The organism is Variovorax multivorans, assembly GCF_051216835.1.
Taxonomy (GTDB): domain Bacteria; phylum Pseudomonadota; class Gammaproteobacteria; order Burkholderiales; family Burkholderiaceae_C; genus Variovorax.
The window spans coordinates 432,243-447,040 of record NZ_JBPJZL010000005.1 but is presented as its reverse complement, the minus strand read 5'-3'; the positions used below and the strand labels follow the sequence as shown (position 1 = coordinate 447,040).

11 protein-coding genes are annotated in these 14,798 nt (G+C 66.0%); 8 read left to right on the top strand and 3 right to left on the bottom strand.

Annotated features, from left to right (window positions below):
* Positions 1-74 precede the first annotated feature (74 nt).
* From ACSFCA_RS15460 to ACSFCA_RS15430, 7 genes are all read left to right on the top strand, one after another.
* Positions 75-3,014, top strand: coding sequence for a molybdopterin oxidoreductase family protein (locus tag ACSFCA_RS15460; RefSeq protein ID WP_435460073.1), 2,940 nt, complete (start codon positions 75-77; stop codon positions 3,012-3,014).
* Positions 3,011-3,850 (top strand): 4Fe-4S dicluster domain-containing protein, encoded by an 840-nt coding sequence (locus tag ACSFCA_RS15455; RefSeq protein WP_435460072.1) that lies wholly within the window; start codon positions 3,011-3,013, stop codon positions 3,848-3,850. Before ACSFCA_RS15460 ends, ACSFCA_RS15455 begins: the two co-directional genes overlap by 4 nt.
* Before the next feature lie 4 nt (positions 3,851-3,854).
* Positions 3,855-4,787 (top strand): dimethyl sulfoxide reductase anchor subunit family protein, encoded by a 933-nt coding sequence (locus tag ACSFCA_RS15450; protein ID WP_435460071.1) that lies wholly within the window; start codon positions 3,855-3,857, stop codon positions 4,785-4,787.
* A gap of 70 nt (positions 4,788-4,857) precedes the next feature.
* Positions 4,858-5,763: a LysR family transcriptional regulator gene (locus ACSFCA_RS15445; protein WP_435460070.1), complete on the top strand. Its 906-nt coding sequence runs from the start codon at positions 4,858-4,860 to the stop codon at positions 5,761-5,763.
* Between the two features lie 67 nt (positions 5,764-5,830).
* Positions 5,831-6,478, top strand: coding sequence for a 4-carboxy-4-hydroxy-2-oxoadipate aldolase/oxaloacetate decarboxylase (locus ACSFCA_RS15440; RefSeq protein ID WP_258353741.1), 648 nt, complete (start codon positions 5,831-5,833; stop codon positions 6,476-6,478).
* 52 nt (positions 6,479-6,530) lie between these two features.
* A complete protein-coding gene (locus ACSFCA_RS15435) occupies positions 6,531-7,514 on the top strand; it encodes a Bug family tripartite tricarboxylate transporter substrate binding protein (RefSeq protein ID WP_435460069.1) in 984 nt (327 codons plus the stop codon).
* Positions 7,514-7,912, top strand: a complete 399-nt coding sequence (locus tag ACSFCA_RS15430) for a hypothetical protein (protein ID WP_435460068.1) — start codon at positions 7,514-7,516, stop codon at positions 7,910-7,912. The genes ACSFCA_RS15435 and ACSFCA_RS15430 overlap by 1 nt, the downstream gene beginning before the upstream one ends.
* Positions 7,913-7,978: 66 nt before the next feature.
* Here the strand turns inward: ACSFCA_RS15430 and ACSFCA_RS15425 are convergent, their stop codons facing one another.
* Together ACSFCA_RS15425 and ACSFCA_RS15420 are read right to left on the bottom strand one after the other, a co-directional pair.
* A complete protein-coding gene (locus ACSFCA_RS15425; RefSeq protein WP_435460067.1) occupies positions 7,979-9,427 on the bottom strand; it encodes a DUF2314 domain-containing protein in 1,449 nt (482 codons plus the stop codon).
* A 53-nt stretch (positions 9,428-9,480) separates the two neighbouring features.
* Positions 9,481-10,011: an Lrp/AsnC family transcriptional regulator gene (locus ACSFCA_RS15420; RefSeq protein WP_093059524.1), complete on the bottom strand. Its 531-nt coding sequence runs from the start codon at positions 10,009-10,011 to the stop codon at positions 9,481-9,483.
* Between the two features lie 92 nt (positions 10,012-10,103).
* Here ACSFCA_RS15420 and ACSFCA_RS15415 point away from each other — a divergent pair, with 92 nt between their 5' ends.
* Entirely contained in the window at positions 10,104-13,712 is a 3,609-nt protein-coding gene (locus tag ACSFCA_RS15415; RefSeq protein WP_435460066.1) for an indolepyruvate ferredoxin oxidoreductase family protein, read from the top strand.
* Between the two features lie 10 nt (positions 13,713-13,722).
* Here the strand turns inward: ACSFCA_RS15415 and ACSFCA_RS15410 are convergent, their stop codons facing one another.
* Positions 13,723-14,676 carry a phosphate acetyltransferase gene (locus ACSFCA_RS15410; RefSeq protein WP_435460065.1) on the bottom strand — a complete coding sequence of 318 codons (954 nt, stop codon included), beginning with the start codon at positions 14,674-14,676 and terminating at the stop codon, positions 13,723-13,725.
* Positions 14,677-14,798 lie beyond the last annotated feature (122 nt).

Genomic DNA, 14,798 nt, shown 5'->3' with positions numbered 1-14,798 from the left:
ATATTCTCTGCTTTTTCGTTTGATCGAGGCTGCATAACATCGCACGGACCCCGCCTGAAAACAAAGGACCGCCAGTGTTCAGCTTCCTGTCTCGCGAGCCGGTGCACGACCCGCTGGTCGCGCCCACGCCCACGGCCGACACCACGGTCAAGACCACCACCTGCTACATGTGCGCCTGCCGCTGCGGCATTCGCGTGCACCTGCGTGAAGGTGAAAAGGGCCCCGAAGTTCGCTACATCGACGGCAACCCGAACCATCCGCTGAACCAGGGCGTGATCTGCGCCAAGGGATCGTCGGGAATCATGAAGCAGGTGTCGCCCGCGCGCATCACGCAGCCGCTGCTGCGCAAGGCCGGCAGCGAGCGCGGAGCCGGCGAGTTCGAGCCCATCAGCTGGGAGCGCGCCTTCGACATGCTCACCGAGCGGCTCGGCAAGATCCGCGCGACCGATCCGAAGAAGTTCGCGCTGTTCACCGGGCGCGACCAGATGCAGGCGCTCACCGGCCTGTTCGCGCGGCAGTTCGGCACGCCCAACTATGCGGCGCACGGCGGCTTCTGCTCGGTCAACATGGCCGCGGGAATGATCTACACCATCGGCGGCAGTTTCTGGGAATTCGGCGGCCCCGACCTGGAGCGCGCCAGGCTGTTCGTGATGATCGGCACGGCCGAGGACCATCACAGCAACCCGATGAAGATCGCGATCAGCAAGTTCAAGCGGGCTGGCGGTCGCTTCATCTCGATCAATCCGGTGCGCACGGGCTACTCGGCGATTGCCGATGAGTGGATTCCGATCAAGCCGGGGACCGATGGCGCACTGTTCATGGCGCTGCTGCATGAGCTGATAGCGAATGAGCTGGTGGACCACGCCTTCCTCAAGCGCTTCACCAACGCACCGCAGCTCGTGGTGCTCGACAACTGCGAGCGCGAAGGGCTGTTTGCCTTCGACCCTGAACGCGGCCCTCCGGGTGATGGCCGCAGCCCGCACAACAAGCTGGTGTGGGACAAGGCCAGCGGCACTGTGAAGCCTGCATACCCCGAAGGCATTGCCGACGGCTGCGATCCGGCGCTCGAAGGCCACTACACGCTGGCCGACGGCACGTGCGTCGCGCCTTCTTTCCAGCTGCTGCGCGAGCGCGTGGCGAGCTGCACTCCCGAGTGGGCGCAGGCTATCACCGGCATCGACGCGGCGCGCATCCGCAAGCTGGCGCGCGAGATGGGCGAGACGGCGCTGCAGCAGGCCTTCGAGCTGCCCATTCCGTGGACCGATGCATGGGGCAAGCAGCACCCCACCACACAGGCGCGCCCCGTGGCCTTCCATGCGATGCGCGGGCTGGCGGCGCACTCCAATGGCTTCCAGACCGTGCGTGCGCTCGCGGTGCTGATGAGCGTGCTCGGCACCATCGACGCGCCCGGCGGCTTCAGGCACAAGGCGCCGTATCCGCGCCACATCGTGCCGAACTACCGGGCCTTCAACGACCCGGGGATGATCCAGCCGAACACGCCGCTCAACGCCGCGCCACTGGGTTTTCCGGCCAGCCCCGATGAACTGGCGATCAACCCCGACGGCTCGCCGATCCGCATCGATCATGCGTTCTCGTGGGAGCATCCGCTGTCGGCGCACGGACTCATGCACAACGTGATCACCAACGCGGCAAAGGGCGATCCGTACCGCATCGACACGCTGCTGATTTTCATGGCCAACATGGCGTGGAACTCCAGCATGAACACGATGGCGGTGCGCGAAATGCTCAACCGCAAGGACGAGAAGGGCGAGCACATGATCCCCTTCCTCGTGGTGTGCGACGCCTTCCAGAGCGAGACCGTGGCCTTTGCCGACCTGGTGCTGCCCGACACCACGTACCTCGAACGACACGACGTGATGGGCATGCTCGACCGGCCCATTTCCGAATTCGACGGGCCGGTGGATTCGGTGCGCGTGCCGGTGGTGCCACCGACGGGCGAGTGCAAGCCCTTCCAGGAGGTGCTGATCGAGCTGGCCTCGCGGCTGAAGTTTCCGGCCTTCACCACGCCGGAAGGCGGGCGCAAGTTCACGGGCTACCCTGACTTTGTCGTCAACTTCGAGCCGCAGCCGGGCATCGGTTTTCTCATGGGCTGGCGCGGCAAGGACGGCACCGAGCATTTGCGCGGCGCGCCCAATCCGAAGCAGTGGGAGGCCTACGCGCAGAACAACTGCGTGTTCCAGTACCACATGCCCGAGACCATGCACTACATGCGCAACTGGAACCGGGAGTACCTCGACTTTGCAAAAGACAAGGGCTGGCGCCAGCGCAACGATCCGGTGCAGCTGGCGCTGTACTCCGACACGCTGCAGAGCTTTCGCCTCGCGGCACAGGGCAAGAGCCCGGGGCGGCAGCCGCCCGATGCGCTGCGCGAGCGCATCGATAAATACTTCGATCCGCTGCCGTTCTGGTATGCGCCGCTCGAGGAGGCTGCGACCGATCTCGATGCGTACCCGCTCAATGCGCTCACGCAGCGGCCTATGGCGATGTACCACTCGTGGGACTCGCAGAACGCATGGCTGCGACAGATCCACAGCCACAACTACCTGCACGTGAACCCGCTGACTGCGCAGGCCGCGAACATTGCCGATGGCGGCTGGTGCTGGGTTGAGAGCCGCTGGGGCAAGGTGCGCTGCATGCTGCGCTACAGCGAGGCGGTGGAGCCAGGCACGGTGTGGACATGGAACGCAATCGGCAAGGCGGACGGGGCGTGGCAATTGGCGCCGGGCGCGGACGAGGCGCGCAAGGGCTTTCTGCTGAACCACCTGATCAGCGAGGAGCTTCCCTGCGCCGGCACCGCGAGCGGGACCATCAGCAACTCCGACCCGATCACCGGGCAGGCCGGCTGGTACGACGTGCGCGTGCGCATACGGCCGGCCGAACCTGGCGAACCCGAAGAGAGCTATCCGCAGATCGCGAGCATGCCGGCAGTGCCCGGGGTGCTGGGCAAGGCGGCGAGCGTGCTGACTTACTTTGCGGGGAGGGGGAAGAAATGATGCAGTGGTTGAAGGACCTGATGGCGTCGGCTCCGGTCTTGCCCCCTCTCCCGCAAGCGGGAGAGGGCTGGGGTGAGGGCGGCGGCGCTGGAACTGGAAGCCTTGCCGTCATGAAGGCCGCTGCACCCTCACCCCAACCCTCTCCCGCAAGCGGGAGAGGGAGCAACACAGTGTGCGCGGAGCAGGGCGAAACCCTCGCCAAGCAACTCGCCCTCGTCATCGACCTCAACGTCTGCGTCGGCTGCCATGCCTGCGTCACCTCGTGCAAGCAATGGAACACCTCCGGCAGCGCAGGCCCGCTCGCCGACGAGCGGCCCTATGCCGCCAACCCCACCGGCACCTTCTTCAACCGCGTGCAGACCTACGAGGCCGGTGCCTTCCCGGTCACTGAAACCATCCACTTCCCCAAGAGCTGCCTGCACTGCGAAGACCCGCCCTGCGTGCCCGTGTGCCCCACGGGCGCGAGCTACAAGCGCAAGGAAGACGGCATCGTGCTGGTCGACTACGACAAATGCATCGGCTGCAAGTACTGCGCATGGGCCTGCCCCTACGGCGCGCGCGAGCTCGACGAAGAGCGCCAGGTCATGACCAAGTGCACGCTGTGCGTGGACCGCATCTACGACGAGCAACTGCCGAAAGAAGACCGCAAGCCGGCCTGCGTGAAGGCTTGCCCCACGGGTGCGCGGATCTTCGGCGATGTGAAGGACCCGGACTCCGAAGTGTCGAAGGCCATTCGCGAGCGCGGTGGCTACCAGTTGATGCCTGAGTGGGAAACCAGCCCGGCTAATCAATACCTGCCGCGGCACATCACGCAGGCAACGGACGCGCGGGAGTAGCCGGATGCACCCCGCGTTCTCCATTCTTTTCTTCACCACGCTGGCCGGCGCGGCTCAGGGGCTGGTCTTCACGCTCGCACTTGCAGCGCTGTTCGGCCTTGCATTGGCACCCGGCTTCCTGACACTGGCGCTTGGCGGTGCCGAAGTGCTGCTCGCGGCCGGGCTTGCCGCATCGTTCATGCACCTGGGCCGCAAGACCCGAGCGTGGCGCGCGGTGCTGATGTGGCGCACCTCGTGGATGTCGCGCGAGGTGATCGTCCTGCCTGCGTTCATCGCGCTGGTGGGGCTGTGGTGGCTGTCGCTGTGGCTGGGTATCGGCGCGCCGTGGTCATGGCTGCTGCCCGTGTTGGTGCTGTGCGGTGCGGTCGCGCTCTGGTACTGCACCGCGATGATCTATGCCTGCCTGCGCTTCATCGAGGAATGGGCGCATCCACTGACTATCGTCAACTTCACGCTGATCGGGTTGTCGTCGGGGCTGGTGCTGGCCTGTGCGATGGCGGCGCTGGCTGGTGAGGCGCGCTTCGTGCAGGTCTTCGGGCCGTGTGCATTGGTTGCCACGCTGGCAGCGTGGGCCGCGCGCGTGCAGGCGCTACGGCGCAACGCGGGCATCCGCCACAAGTCGACGCTGCAGTCGGCCACCGGTATCCGCACGCAGAAGCTGGTTCAGAAGTCGATGGGCATGTCGGCCGGGTCGTTCAACACGCGCGAGTTCTTTCATGGTGCATCGCTGGCCGCGCTGAAGAACATGAAGCTTGGGTTTCTGCTGCTGGCCTTCGTGTTGCCGGCGTTGCTTTTGGTTTGGGGCCTTGCGAGTGCCGCGGTGTTGCCGTGGTTGCTCGCCGTACTGGTGCAGGCACCGGGCCTGCTGGCCGAGCGCTGGTTCTTCTTCGCGCAGGCGAAGCACCCGCAGAACCTGTACTACCAGGTGGTGTCTTAGCCTTTGAGGTCCGTCGGCAAGGGTTTGCGTCCATCCCCGGGGCCGCGCGCCCGTGGCACGATCCGCGGCCATGAACTTCCGTCAATTGCGCTACTTCTGCGAGGTGGCCGACAGCGGCACCCTCGCGCGTGCCGCCGAGCGCCTGTTCGTTGCGCCCACCGCCATCAGCATGCAGATCGCGCAGCTCGAGGAAGGGCTGGGAGGGATGCTGTTCGATCGAACCGCCAGGCCCATGAAGCTCACCCCGCTGGGGCTGTTCTTCCTGCCGCGGGCGCGCGAGTTGCTGGCAAACGGCCAGCGGTTGGAAGAAGAGACCCGCGACGTGGCCAGCGGAAAGAGCGGCTGGCTCGGCATCGGCTTCGTACGCTCGCTGCTCAACTCCGTTCTGACGGATGCGGTGCGCGCCTTCCGGCAGAGGCACCCCGATGTAAAGCTCGACTTGGTCGAACTGCTGTCCGAACATCAGCCGGCGCAGTTGCGCAGCGGGCGCATCCACATCGGGCTGTCGCGCTTCGCAGGTCCGCAGGAGCCGCCTGCGGACCTGCGGCATGAACTGCTCTTCGAAGACCCGTTCGTCATCGCGCTTCCTGCAGAGCATCGTGCGGCGAAGCGAGGCAAGGTCTCACTGGCCGAACTCTCGGGACTGCCGCTCATCAGCTATCCGAAGGATCCGCAGAGTTCCTTTGCACAGCACGTCATCGGGCAGCTTCGTGCGTTGGGCATGCAACCGCGCGTGGGGCACGAGGCCATCGAGATCCACACCGCGCTAGGGCTCGTTGCGGCGGGGCTGGGCTATGCGGTCGTCGGCGCCTCGGTGGCGCAGCGCGCGCAGAGCGACGTGGCCTTCGTCAGGCTGTCCGCGCTCAAGGCGCTCACCACGGTTGTGGCCGTGACACGCGTCGACGAAGAAGGCCCGCTGGTCGCCTCCATGCTCACGACGCTGGCGACCGTACGGCAGGCCGCGAAGAAGCTCTGAAAATCTGAAGTTATCTCCAGAAATCGGCACTGTCGTTCAGGAGTTCATCGGGTGATCATCCGCACCCATGAGACAACAACTGCAGAACGAAGCGCTTGAAAGCCTGCGCCAACTGGGCGCCGCCACCGTGTACGAAGCGCAGGGCGCTTGCGGCGCGCTCGACAGCGGCCTGAAGCCGCTCGACCCGGCCAGCCGCCTCGTGGGGCCGGCGCTCACCGTGGACATGCGGCCCGCGGACAACCTCATGCTGCACTACGCGCTGCTCAAGGCGAAGCCGGGCGACGTGCTGGTGGTCGATGCCAAGGGCTTCATGGAGGCCGGCCCCTGGGGCGACGTGCTGACCGAAGCAGCTATGGCACGGGGCGTGGCGGGGCTCGTGCTCCACGGCGCGGTGCGCGATGCCGAGGCCATCGTGCGGATGGGCTTTCCGGTGTTCTGTCGCGGACTGTCGATCAAGGGTACCGGCAAGCACCAGCCCGGGCGCCTCAACGTGCCCGTGTGCATCGGTGACGCGGTGGTCCGGCCGGGAGACATCGTGGTCGGCGACCGCGACGGCCTGGTGATGGTCGAGAGCGATGCCGTTGACCGCGTGCTGGCGAGCGCGCTGGCTCGCGAGGAAAAGGAAGCGGGCTTTCGCCGCGCGATTGCGAACGGAAGCTCCACCGTGGAACTGCTCGGCCTCGGCGAGACGCTGCATCGGCTCGGCCTGCATTGAGTGCGGCCGCGTCGCGGCCTGAACAACAAACATCCAAGAAGAGACAAGACCCATGAACAAGCACAAGCGAATCTTCCTCGGGCTCTGCGCATCCGCCGTCGCGCTGGCCACCACCTTGTCGGCGCCCGCAGCCTTTGCGCAGGCCTACCCGCAGAAGCCAATCCGCCTCATCGTGCCGTGGCCCGCGGGCGGTGCGAGCGACTCCGTGGGGCGCGCGGTGGCCGAGGCACTGCGCGTGCAACTGGGACAATCCGTCATCGTCGACAACATCGCGGGCGCGGGCGGCAACATCGGCACGCAGCAGTTCATTCGCCAGCCGCACGATGGCTACACGCTGCTGCTGGCCACGAGCTCGACCAACTCCGCCAATCCCTACCTCTACAAGCGCACCGGCTTCGACCCGATCAAGGACTTCACGCCGGTCGCGTCGCTGGCCGTCATTCCGAGCGTGATGGTGGTGGCGGCCGCTTCGCCCTACAAGACGCCCGCCGACATCGTGAGCGCTGCCAGGGCCAAGCCGGGCTCGCTTTCGTACGGTTCGGGCGGCGTGGGCAATTCGGCGCATCTGGCGGGCGAGCTCTTCAAGTCGGTGGCTCGCATCGACGCGATTCACGTGCCCTACAAGGGCAGTTCGCCGGCACTGACCGATGTGATGGCGGGGCAACTCGACTACATGCTCGACACCGGCGCGTACGGGCAGATCAAGGGCGGAAAGATCCGCGCCATCGCCGTGGCTTCTGACAAGCGCCATTCCATGCTGCCGGGCGTGCCGACCTTCGACGAACTCGGGATCAAGGGCATGCACATGAATGCCTGGTACGGCCTGGCCGCACCCGCAGGCACGCCGAGCGCGGTGGTCGACCGGCTGAACGCCGCAGTGCAGACGGCTTTCAGGACGGGTGACCTGGGCAAGCGGCTTGCCGACATCGGCGCCGAGGTGCGACCCGGCGATGCCGCAAGCTTTGCCGCGTTCTGGAAATCCGAACTCGACCGCTACGCTGGCCTCGTGAAGCTCACGGGTGCATCATTGGACTGATGACCACAACCATTGCATCGCTCGACGCCGAAGACATCAGGAGAATTGCCGCCGCCTACGAGGCTACGCCCATGTGCGCGCACTGCGCCATACTGGTCTGCCCGGGTTGGGAGGCGTTTCCGGGTATCGCGGACGAATCGATGCTCCAGCGGCTGGGCAAGGTCAAGCCGCTCGGCGACGGGAGCGACGCGACGCTGGACGAGCATCATCCGTCGGGTACAAGCTACTGGTCGCCGGATGCGCCCATTGCATTGGGTTTTCATCCGTACAACCGCTGCGAGATCTGGGCGTGCAAGGCGTGCGCCAGGCCCTTCCTGCGGTACACCGAATATGGCGGTTACTACGAGGAGCGGCGCATCCGGGAGCTCCGGCATGCGTTGTTGTCGGCCGCGGTCTGAGGAAGACTCCAGCTTGCGTCAGTTCGTACTCGCACGTCGTCGGTCAGGCGGCGTGTTTCATGCCGCTCACTTCTTCGGGCCCTGCATGCGCGCGATGATCTTGGAGGTCTCGTTGCCTTCCTCGCGGCCGTCCGCGTAGCGGCGCATGTAGTCGAACACCTTGGCTTGCGAAACCTTCACCATCTGGCCCGCGTGCAGGTTCGGCACCTCGACCGGTTCGTTCTTCAGCAGGCCTTCGATGGCGTCACCGTTCCAGCGCGCGACTTCGACCCACATCCATTCGTTGCTGCCGCTGCGCGTGGTGAAGGGCGCCTTCACGAGAATGTATTCACCGGGCTGCAGGCCCTTGGTGAAGGCGTCGCGCAGCTTGGGCAACTGCGCGTTGGCGGCCTTGCTGGCGGCGAGCAGTTCGTCGTTGTGCTTGAGCCGTGTGACGCTGTCTTCGTCGGCACCGAAGACCGAGACCAGCATGGCGGTCTGCTGTGCATAGCGGTCGGGGCCCTTGTAGCGATCGAAGCGGATCTCGTACAGCCGGTTCTGCGGATCGCCGCTTTCCCAGGTGCCGTTGACCAGCGAGAGTCTGGCCACCGCTGCGGCATTGGGCTTCAGGTGCGTGAGCTGTGGGTCGCGCGCGGCGGCGTGCTTGAGTGCGCGCAGGTCCAGGTCGTACTGGCCGGGCTGCGCCAGCGTGGCGCCTTCGACCATCGCCTGCGAGAACATGTTGACGAGGTTGCCCATCGGCCGGTTGCTCGACCACGAGAAATCGCTCACGACCACGTCGGGCAACCCGAACTTCGACATACCGAGCGTGATGGCCCGCACGAGGTCGCCGCTGCGGTAGGCATGAATGGTCGTGTGCTGCGACATGTCGGGCACGCCGCCGGCCCAGGTGTCGATGCGGCGCTTCTGCCATTCATCGGGCGAAAAGACCTCGCGCGTTTCTTCGTCCCACAGCAGGCCGTTGGTATCGCGCGCCACCTGCAGTGTGAGCTGCAAGGCTTTCTGCATCGCGGCCGAAGACTGCTGCGCCGGGTGCGCGAAATCGATGATGAGTGCCTTGTCCGCGGTCTGCAGGGCTTCGGCCTGCTCGCGCGAGATGCCGCGGCCGAAGCGCTGCAGCATCTCCATGCTCGGCGCGCGGTACTCCTTGAGCACCGTGGTGGTGTTCCAGTTCGCGAAGACCACGGGCTCGGTGGCCGTCGCTGGCGTGGGTGCCGCCTTCAACAGCTTGGGGCCGCCACTGAGCTTGGCGAGCCGGCTGCGCAACGCGGCCATCGGGTCGGTGGCCGGGGTCTTGGCGTAGTAGATGGCGAACTGGAAGTGGACCGGGCTGGTCTGCAGCGGCGAGCCTGCGGGCACCGGGGCGCCCGGTACGGCCTTGGCTGCGCTCTGCGCAGTCGCTGGCGCCGCGGTCGCGGTCGGCGTGGCCGCGAAAGCGACGGCACCGGCAGAAGAAAGAATCAGCGCGGCGAGCGCGAGGCGGGGGAAGAAGGCGGTCGTCTTTGGTGAGGGCATGGTCAGGACGTCTTCGTTGCTGCGGATGCCGGCATTCTCCACACGGCCCGGCCTTAGCTTCGCCGGCCCCCCGTCGCGCGAGGCTTGCCCGGCGTGCCGGGCAGCAGGTGGTCGAGCGGCAGCGCCGTTTCCGACTTGATCTCGCGCAGCACGATGCTCGAGCGCACGTGCGTCACGCCGGGCAGGCTGAACAGCACCTCATGAAGGAAGCGCTCGTAATGCTTCATGTCCGGCACGGTCACGTTGAGGATGTAGTCGGCGGGCCCGGTGGCCGACACGCAGCGAATGATCTGCGGGCTCGCGGCCACGGCCTCTTCGAAGCGCTGCACCATCGCCTCGCTGTGCCGGTCGAGGTTCACCTCGGCCACGGCAGACACGTGCAGGCCCACCAGTTCGGGGTCGACCAACGCCGTGTAGCCGCGGATGACGCCGGCTGTTTCCATGTCTTTGATGCGCTTCCAGCAGGGCGTGGGCGACAGGCCGATGGTGTCTGAAATCTGCTGCACCGTCTGGCGGCCATCATGCTGCAGTGCAGAAAGAATCTTGAGGCAATGCTCGTCAAGGGAAAGAGAATCGACGTTCATGGCAAATTCCGAGAAGATTATTCTTCAAACAAGGGTCTGCGCCAGTGTATTGAAGAAGCACTTCCCTGGTGTGTCGCAGAACAATTCCGGGCATGAACGCCCCACACGACACAGCCGCACTCAGACGGCCCGGCTACCAACTCTCCGACAACCTCTGGGCTCCTTCGGGCTCGGTCTTCATCACCGGCACGCAGGCGCTGATCCGCGTACTGGTGATGCAGGGCCGGCGCGACGCGCAACGCGGCCTGCACACGCAGGGCTTCGTCAGCGGCTATCGCGGCTCGCCGCTGGGCATGGTCGACCAGGCGATCTGGAAGGCCGGTGAGCGCTTCAAGGAAACGGGCATCCGCTTTGTGCCAGCCGTCAATGAAGAACTGGCGGCCACGCAGGTGCTGGGCACGCAGCGCGTCGAGTCGGACCCGGAGCGCACCGTCGAAGGCGTGTTCGCCATGTGGTACGGCAAGGGGCCGGGTGTAGACCGCGCGGGCGATGCGCTCAAGCACGGCAATGCGTATGGCTCGTCGCCGCACGGCGGCGTGCTGGTGGTGGCGGGCGACGACCACGGCTGCGTGTCGTCGTCGATGCCTCACCAGAGCGACCACGCCTTCATGGCCTGGCGCATGCCGGTGATGCAGCCTTCGTGCGTTGCCGAGTACCTGGAGTTCGGGCTGTATGGCTACGAGCTGTCGCGCTACTCGGGCGCCTGGGTCGGCATGGCGGCGCTGTCTGAAGTGGTCGAAAGCGCCGGCACGGTGGACTTGGACGTGATCAACGAGCGCGTCCAGGCCTGGGAAGACGCCGACACCGTGAGCGCCGTCACCGGCCACCGCGCGCCGCCGGACGGCTTGCACTACCGCTGGCCCGATCTGCCGTCGCTGCGCATCGAATCGCGGCTCGAAGACAAGCTCGCGGCCGTGGCTGCCTTCACCAAGCGCAACAGCATCGATCGCGACGTGATCGTGAGCCCGCACGCGAAGGTGGGCATCGTCACCTGCGGCAAGGCGCATCACGACTTGATGGAAGTGCTGCGCCGGCTCGAACTCTCTCCGGAGCAACTGGCCCGCGCCGGTGTGCGGCTCTACAAGATCGGCCTGAGCTTTCCTGTCGAGCAGACGCGCATCAAGGCCTTTGTACAGGGGCTCGAAGAGATTCTCATCGTCGAGGAGAAGGGCGCAGTAGTCGAGACGCAGCTGCGCGACATCTTCTACAACGCGCCAGCAGATGCACGGCCCGTGCTCGTGGGCAAGCACGACCGCGACGGCCAGCCGCTGGTGTCGGCGCTGGGCGAGCTGCGCCCTTCGCGGCTCATCGAGCTGGTCGCGCACTGGCTGGCCGTGCACTTTCCCGACAACCACGACCTGGGCGACCACCTGCAGCACGTGCGCGACTTCACGCCGCCCGAGCTGCTCGGCAACGCGAGCGATGCGGTCAAGCGCGTGCCGTATTTCTGCGCAGGCTGCCCGCACAACACCAGCACCAAGGTGCCCGAAGGCTCGACGGCGCGCGCCGGCATCGGCTGCCACTTCATGGCCAACTGGATGGACCGCAGCACGGCAGGGCTGATCCAGATGGGCGGGGAGGGCGTTGACTGGATCTCGCACGCGATGTTCACGAAGACGCCGCATGTGTTCCAGAACCTGGGCGACGGCACGTACTACCACTCGGGCTATCTCGCGATCCGGCAGGCCGTGGCGGCCAAGGCAACGCTCACCTACAAGATCCTGTTCAACGACGCGGTGGCGATGACGGGCGGGCAGCCGGTCGATGGCGTCATCAGCGTGGATGCCATCGCGCGGCAGGTCGAGTCCGAAGGAGTGCGGCAGGTCGTCGTCGTCAGTGACGAAATCGGCAAGTACGACGATATCAAGGACCGCTTTCCGAAAGGCACCGAGTTCCACGACCGCGCCGCGCTCGACGATGTGCAGCGCCGCCTGCGCGAGATGCCTGGCGTGACGGTGCTCATCTACGAACAGACCTGCGCGGCCGAGAAGCGCCGCCGCCGCAAGAAGGGCGAACTGGCCGACCCGCCCAAGCGCCTGTTCATCAACGAGGCGGTGTGCGAAGGCTGCGGCGACTGCACCGTGCAAAGCAACTGCGTGGCCGTGCTGCCGCACGAAACGTCGATGGGCCGCAAGCGCAAGATCGATCAGACCAGCTGCAACAAGGATTATTCCTGCGCCAAGGGCTTCTGCCCCAGCTTCGTGGGCGTGACGGGCGGCAAACTGCGCCGCAAGAGCGGCGCGCTGGCGGCCGGGCGCGATGCCTTCCTGCATCGGGTGGCCGCATTGCCGCATCCGGCGGAGCATGTGTGGACCGGCCCCTACGACCTGCTCGTGACCGGCGTGGGCGGCACCGGCGTGGTAACGGTCGGCGCGGTGATCGCGATGGCGGCGCACCTGGAAGCCAAGGCCGCGAGCGTGCTCGACTTCATGGGCTTCGCGCAGAAGGGCGGCTCGGTGCTGAGCTTCGTGCGGCTGGCCGATTCGCGCGAGCGGCTCCATCAGGTGCGCATCGACACGCAACAGGCCGATGCGATCCTGGCTTGCGATGTGGTTGTGGGTGCGTCGGCCGATGCGCTGCAGACCGTGCGGCACGGACGCACGCGCGTGCTGGCGAACATCCACGAGATTCCGGTGGCCGAGTCGTTGCGCAATCCGGATGCGGATCTGCATGTGGACTTGCTGCTGGAGAAGATGCGCTTCGTTGCCGGCGAAGAGCGGGTCGAGACTTTCGATGCGCAAAGCCTGGCGGAAGAATTCCTGGGCGACACGCTGGCGGCGAACATCGTCGCGACCGGCTACGCATGGCAGCGCGGGCTGGTGCCGCTGAGCCTGGAGGCGCTGATGCATGCGATCGAGCTGAACGGCGTGGCGGTGGCGGCCAATCAGTCGGCGTTCTCGCTGGGGCGGCTTGCTGCGGGTGACCCTGCGGCGCTGGATCAATTGCGCGCTGCGCCTGTCGATGCGCATGCATCAACTGCCGACGAGCGCCCGCTCGAGACGCTGCTCGCCGATGCACGCCGCCATCTGACCGGCTATCAGAACGCCGCATGGGCGGCACGCTTCGAGACACGCATCCGCAGCCTGCAGGCACACGAGGCGGCACTGCCTGGCGGCGATGCGAGCCTGCCATTCACGCGCAATGCTGCGCGCAGCCTGCTCAAGCTCATGAGCTACAAGGACGAGTATGAGGTGGCGCGCCTGTACACAGACGGCGCATTCATGCAGAAGCTGAAGGAGCAGTTCGAAGGCGATCTGAAGCTCGAATTCCACATGGCGCCGCCGCTGGTTTCTCGTGCGGCACACGGGCAGGCACCAGCCAAGATCCGTATCGGCGGCTGGATGCTGTCAGCGATGCGCTGGTTGGCGCTTGGCAAGCGGCTGCGCGGCACGGCTTTCGATCCGTTCGGGCGCACTGGCGAGCGGCGCGCAGAGCGTGAGCTGATCGCGCATTTCGATGGCCTGCTCGAAGCCATGGCTGGTGAGCTGTCGGTCGACAACCAGGCAACGGCTGCGCGCATTGCTGCGTTGCCGCTGTCGATTCGCGGCTTTGGCCACGTCAAGCTTGCGAACCTCGAAGCCGCGAAGCTGCGGGAGGCTGAGTTGCTGCACCGGTTTGCACCGGCGCACTATCCGAAGCCGGAGCGTGCAGTGGAGGCGGGGCAGATCCGGGGGATTGCGATCGTGGCCGGCGCGCGCTGACCCTGGTCGATCAGCCGACTGCCTTGATGAGCTTGTCGCGTCCTGCCTTCGCCAGCATGGACGCGACGGCGCACGAGGCGAGTCGTGCGGGCTCGGAATCGGCGCGGCTCGTGAGGATCACTGGCACCTTCGTGCCCAGAACGATGCCTGCTGCATAGGCGCCACCGAGAAAGGTGAGGCTCTTGGCGAGCATGTTGCCCGCGTCCAGGTCGGGCACGATGAGCACGTTGGCGCGGCCCGCAACCGGCGAGGTGATGCCCTTGATGCGCGCGGCTTCGGCGTCGATGGCGTTGTCCATCGCAAGCGGACCGTCGAGCACCGCGCCGGTGATCTGGCCGCGATCGGCCATCTTGCACAGCACTGCGGCATCGAGCGTTGACGGCACTTTCGGGTTGACGGTTTCCGTTGCCGAGAGCACGGCCACGCGCACCGCCGGCATCTGCAGCGCATGCGCGAGGTCGATGGCGTTCTGCACGATGTCGACCTTCTCTTCGAGCGTGGGCGCGATGTTGATGGCCGCATCCGAAATGATCAGCGGCTGTGCGTGGCCGGGTATGTCCATCACGAAGCAATGACTGATGCGGCGCGAGGTGCGCAGGCCGCCTTCGCGGCGCACGACTGCGCCCATCAGTTCGTCGGTGTGGAGGCTGCCCTTCATCAATGCATCGACCTCGCCGCGCAGTGCCATCGCGACGGCGGCATCGGCTGCGGCATGGCTGTGTGGTGCGTCGACGATGGTGACGTTCGAGATGTCGGCTCCTATCTCGCGCGCCGCGGCTTCGATCTTTGCGCGAGGGCCGACCAGCGTAGGCGCAATGAGGCCCAGTGCCGCTGAGGAGAGTGCTGCTTCGAGCGACACAGCGTTGGCGGGGTGGACCACTGCAACGCGCAACGGAGGCAGGTTGCGCGCGGCTGCGATCAGGCGGTCGTAGTGCGGATGGGCTGCGAGGGTCGAAGACGCCATGCGGGCTCCTGAAGGTGAAGGGGAGGGAGTGTGTTGCCGCAACGGTACTTGAAAAAAAAGTTGATCGAGGCAGTTGACGATTGTGTAAAGACTATTTACAGTCCAAACCCAGTCAATGCCAA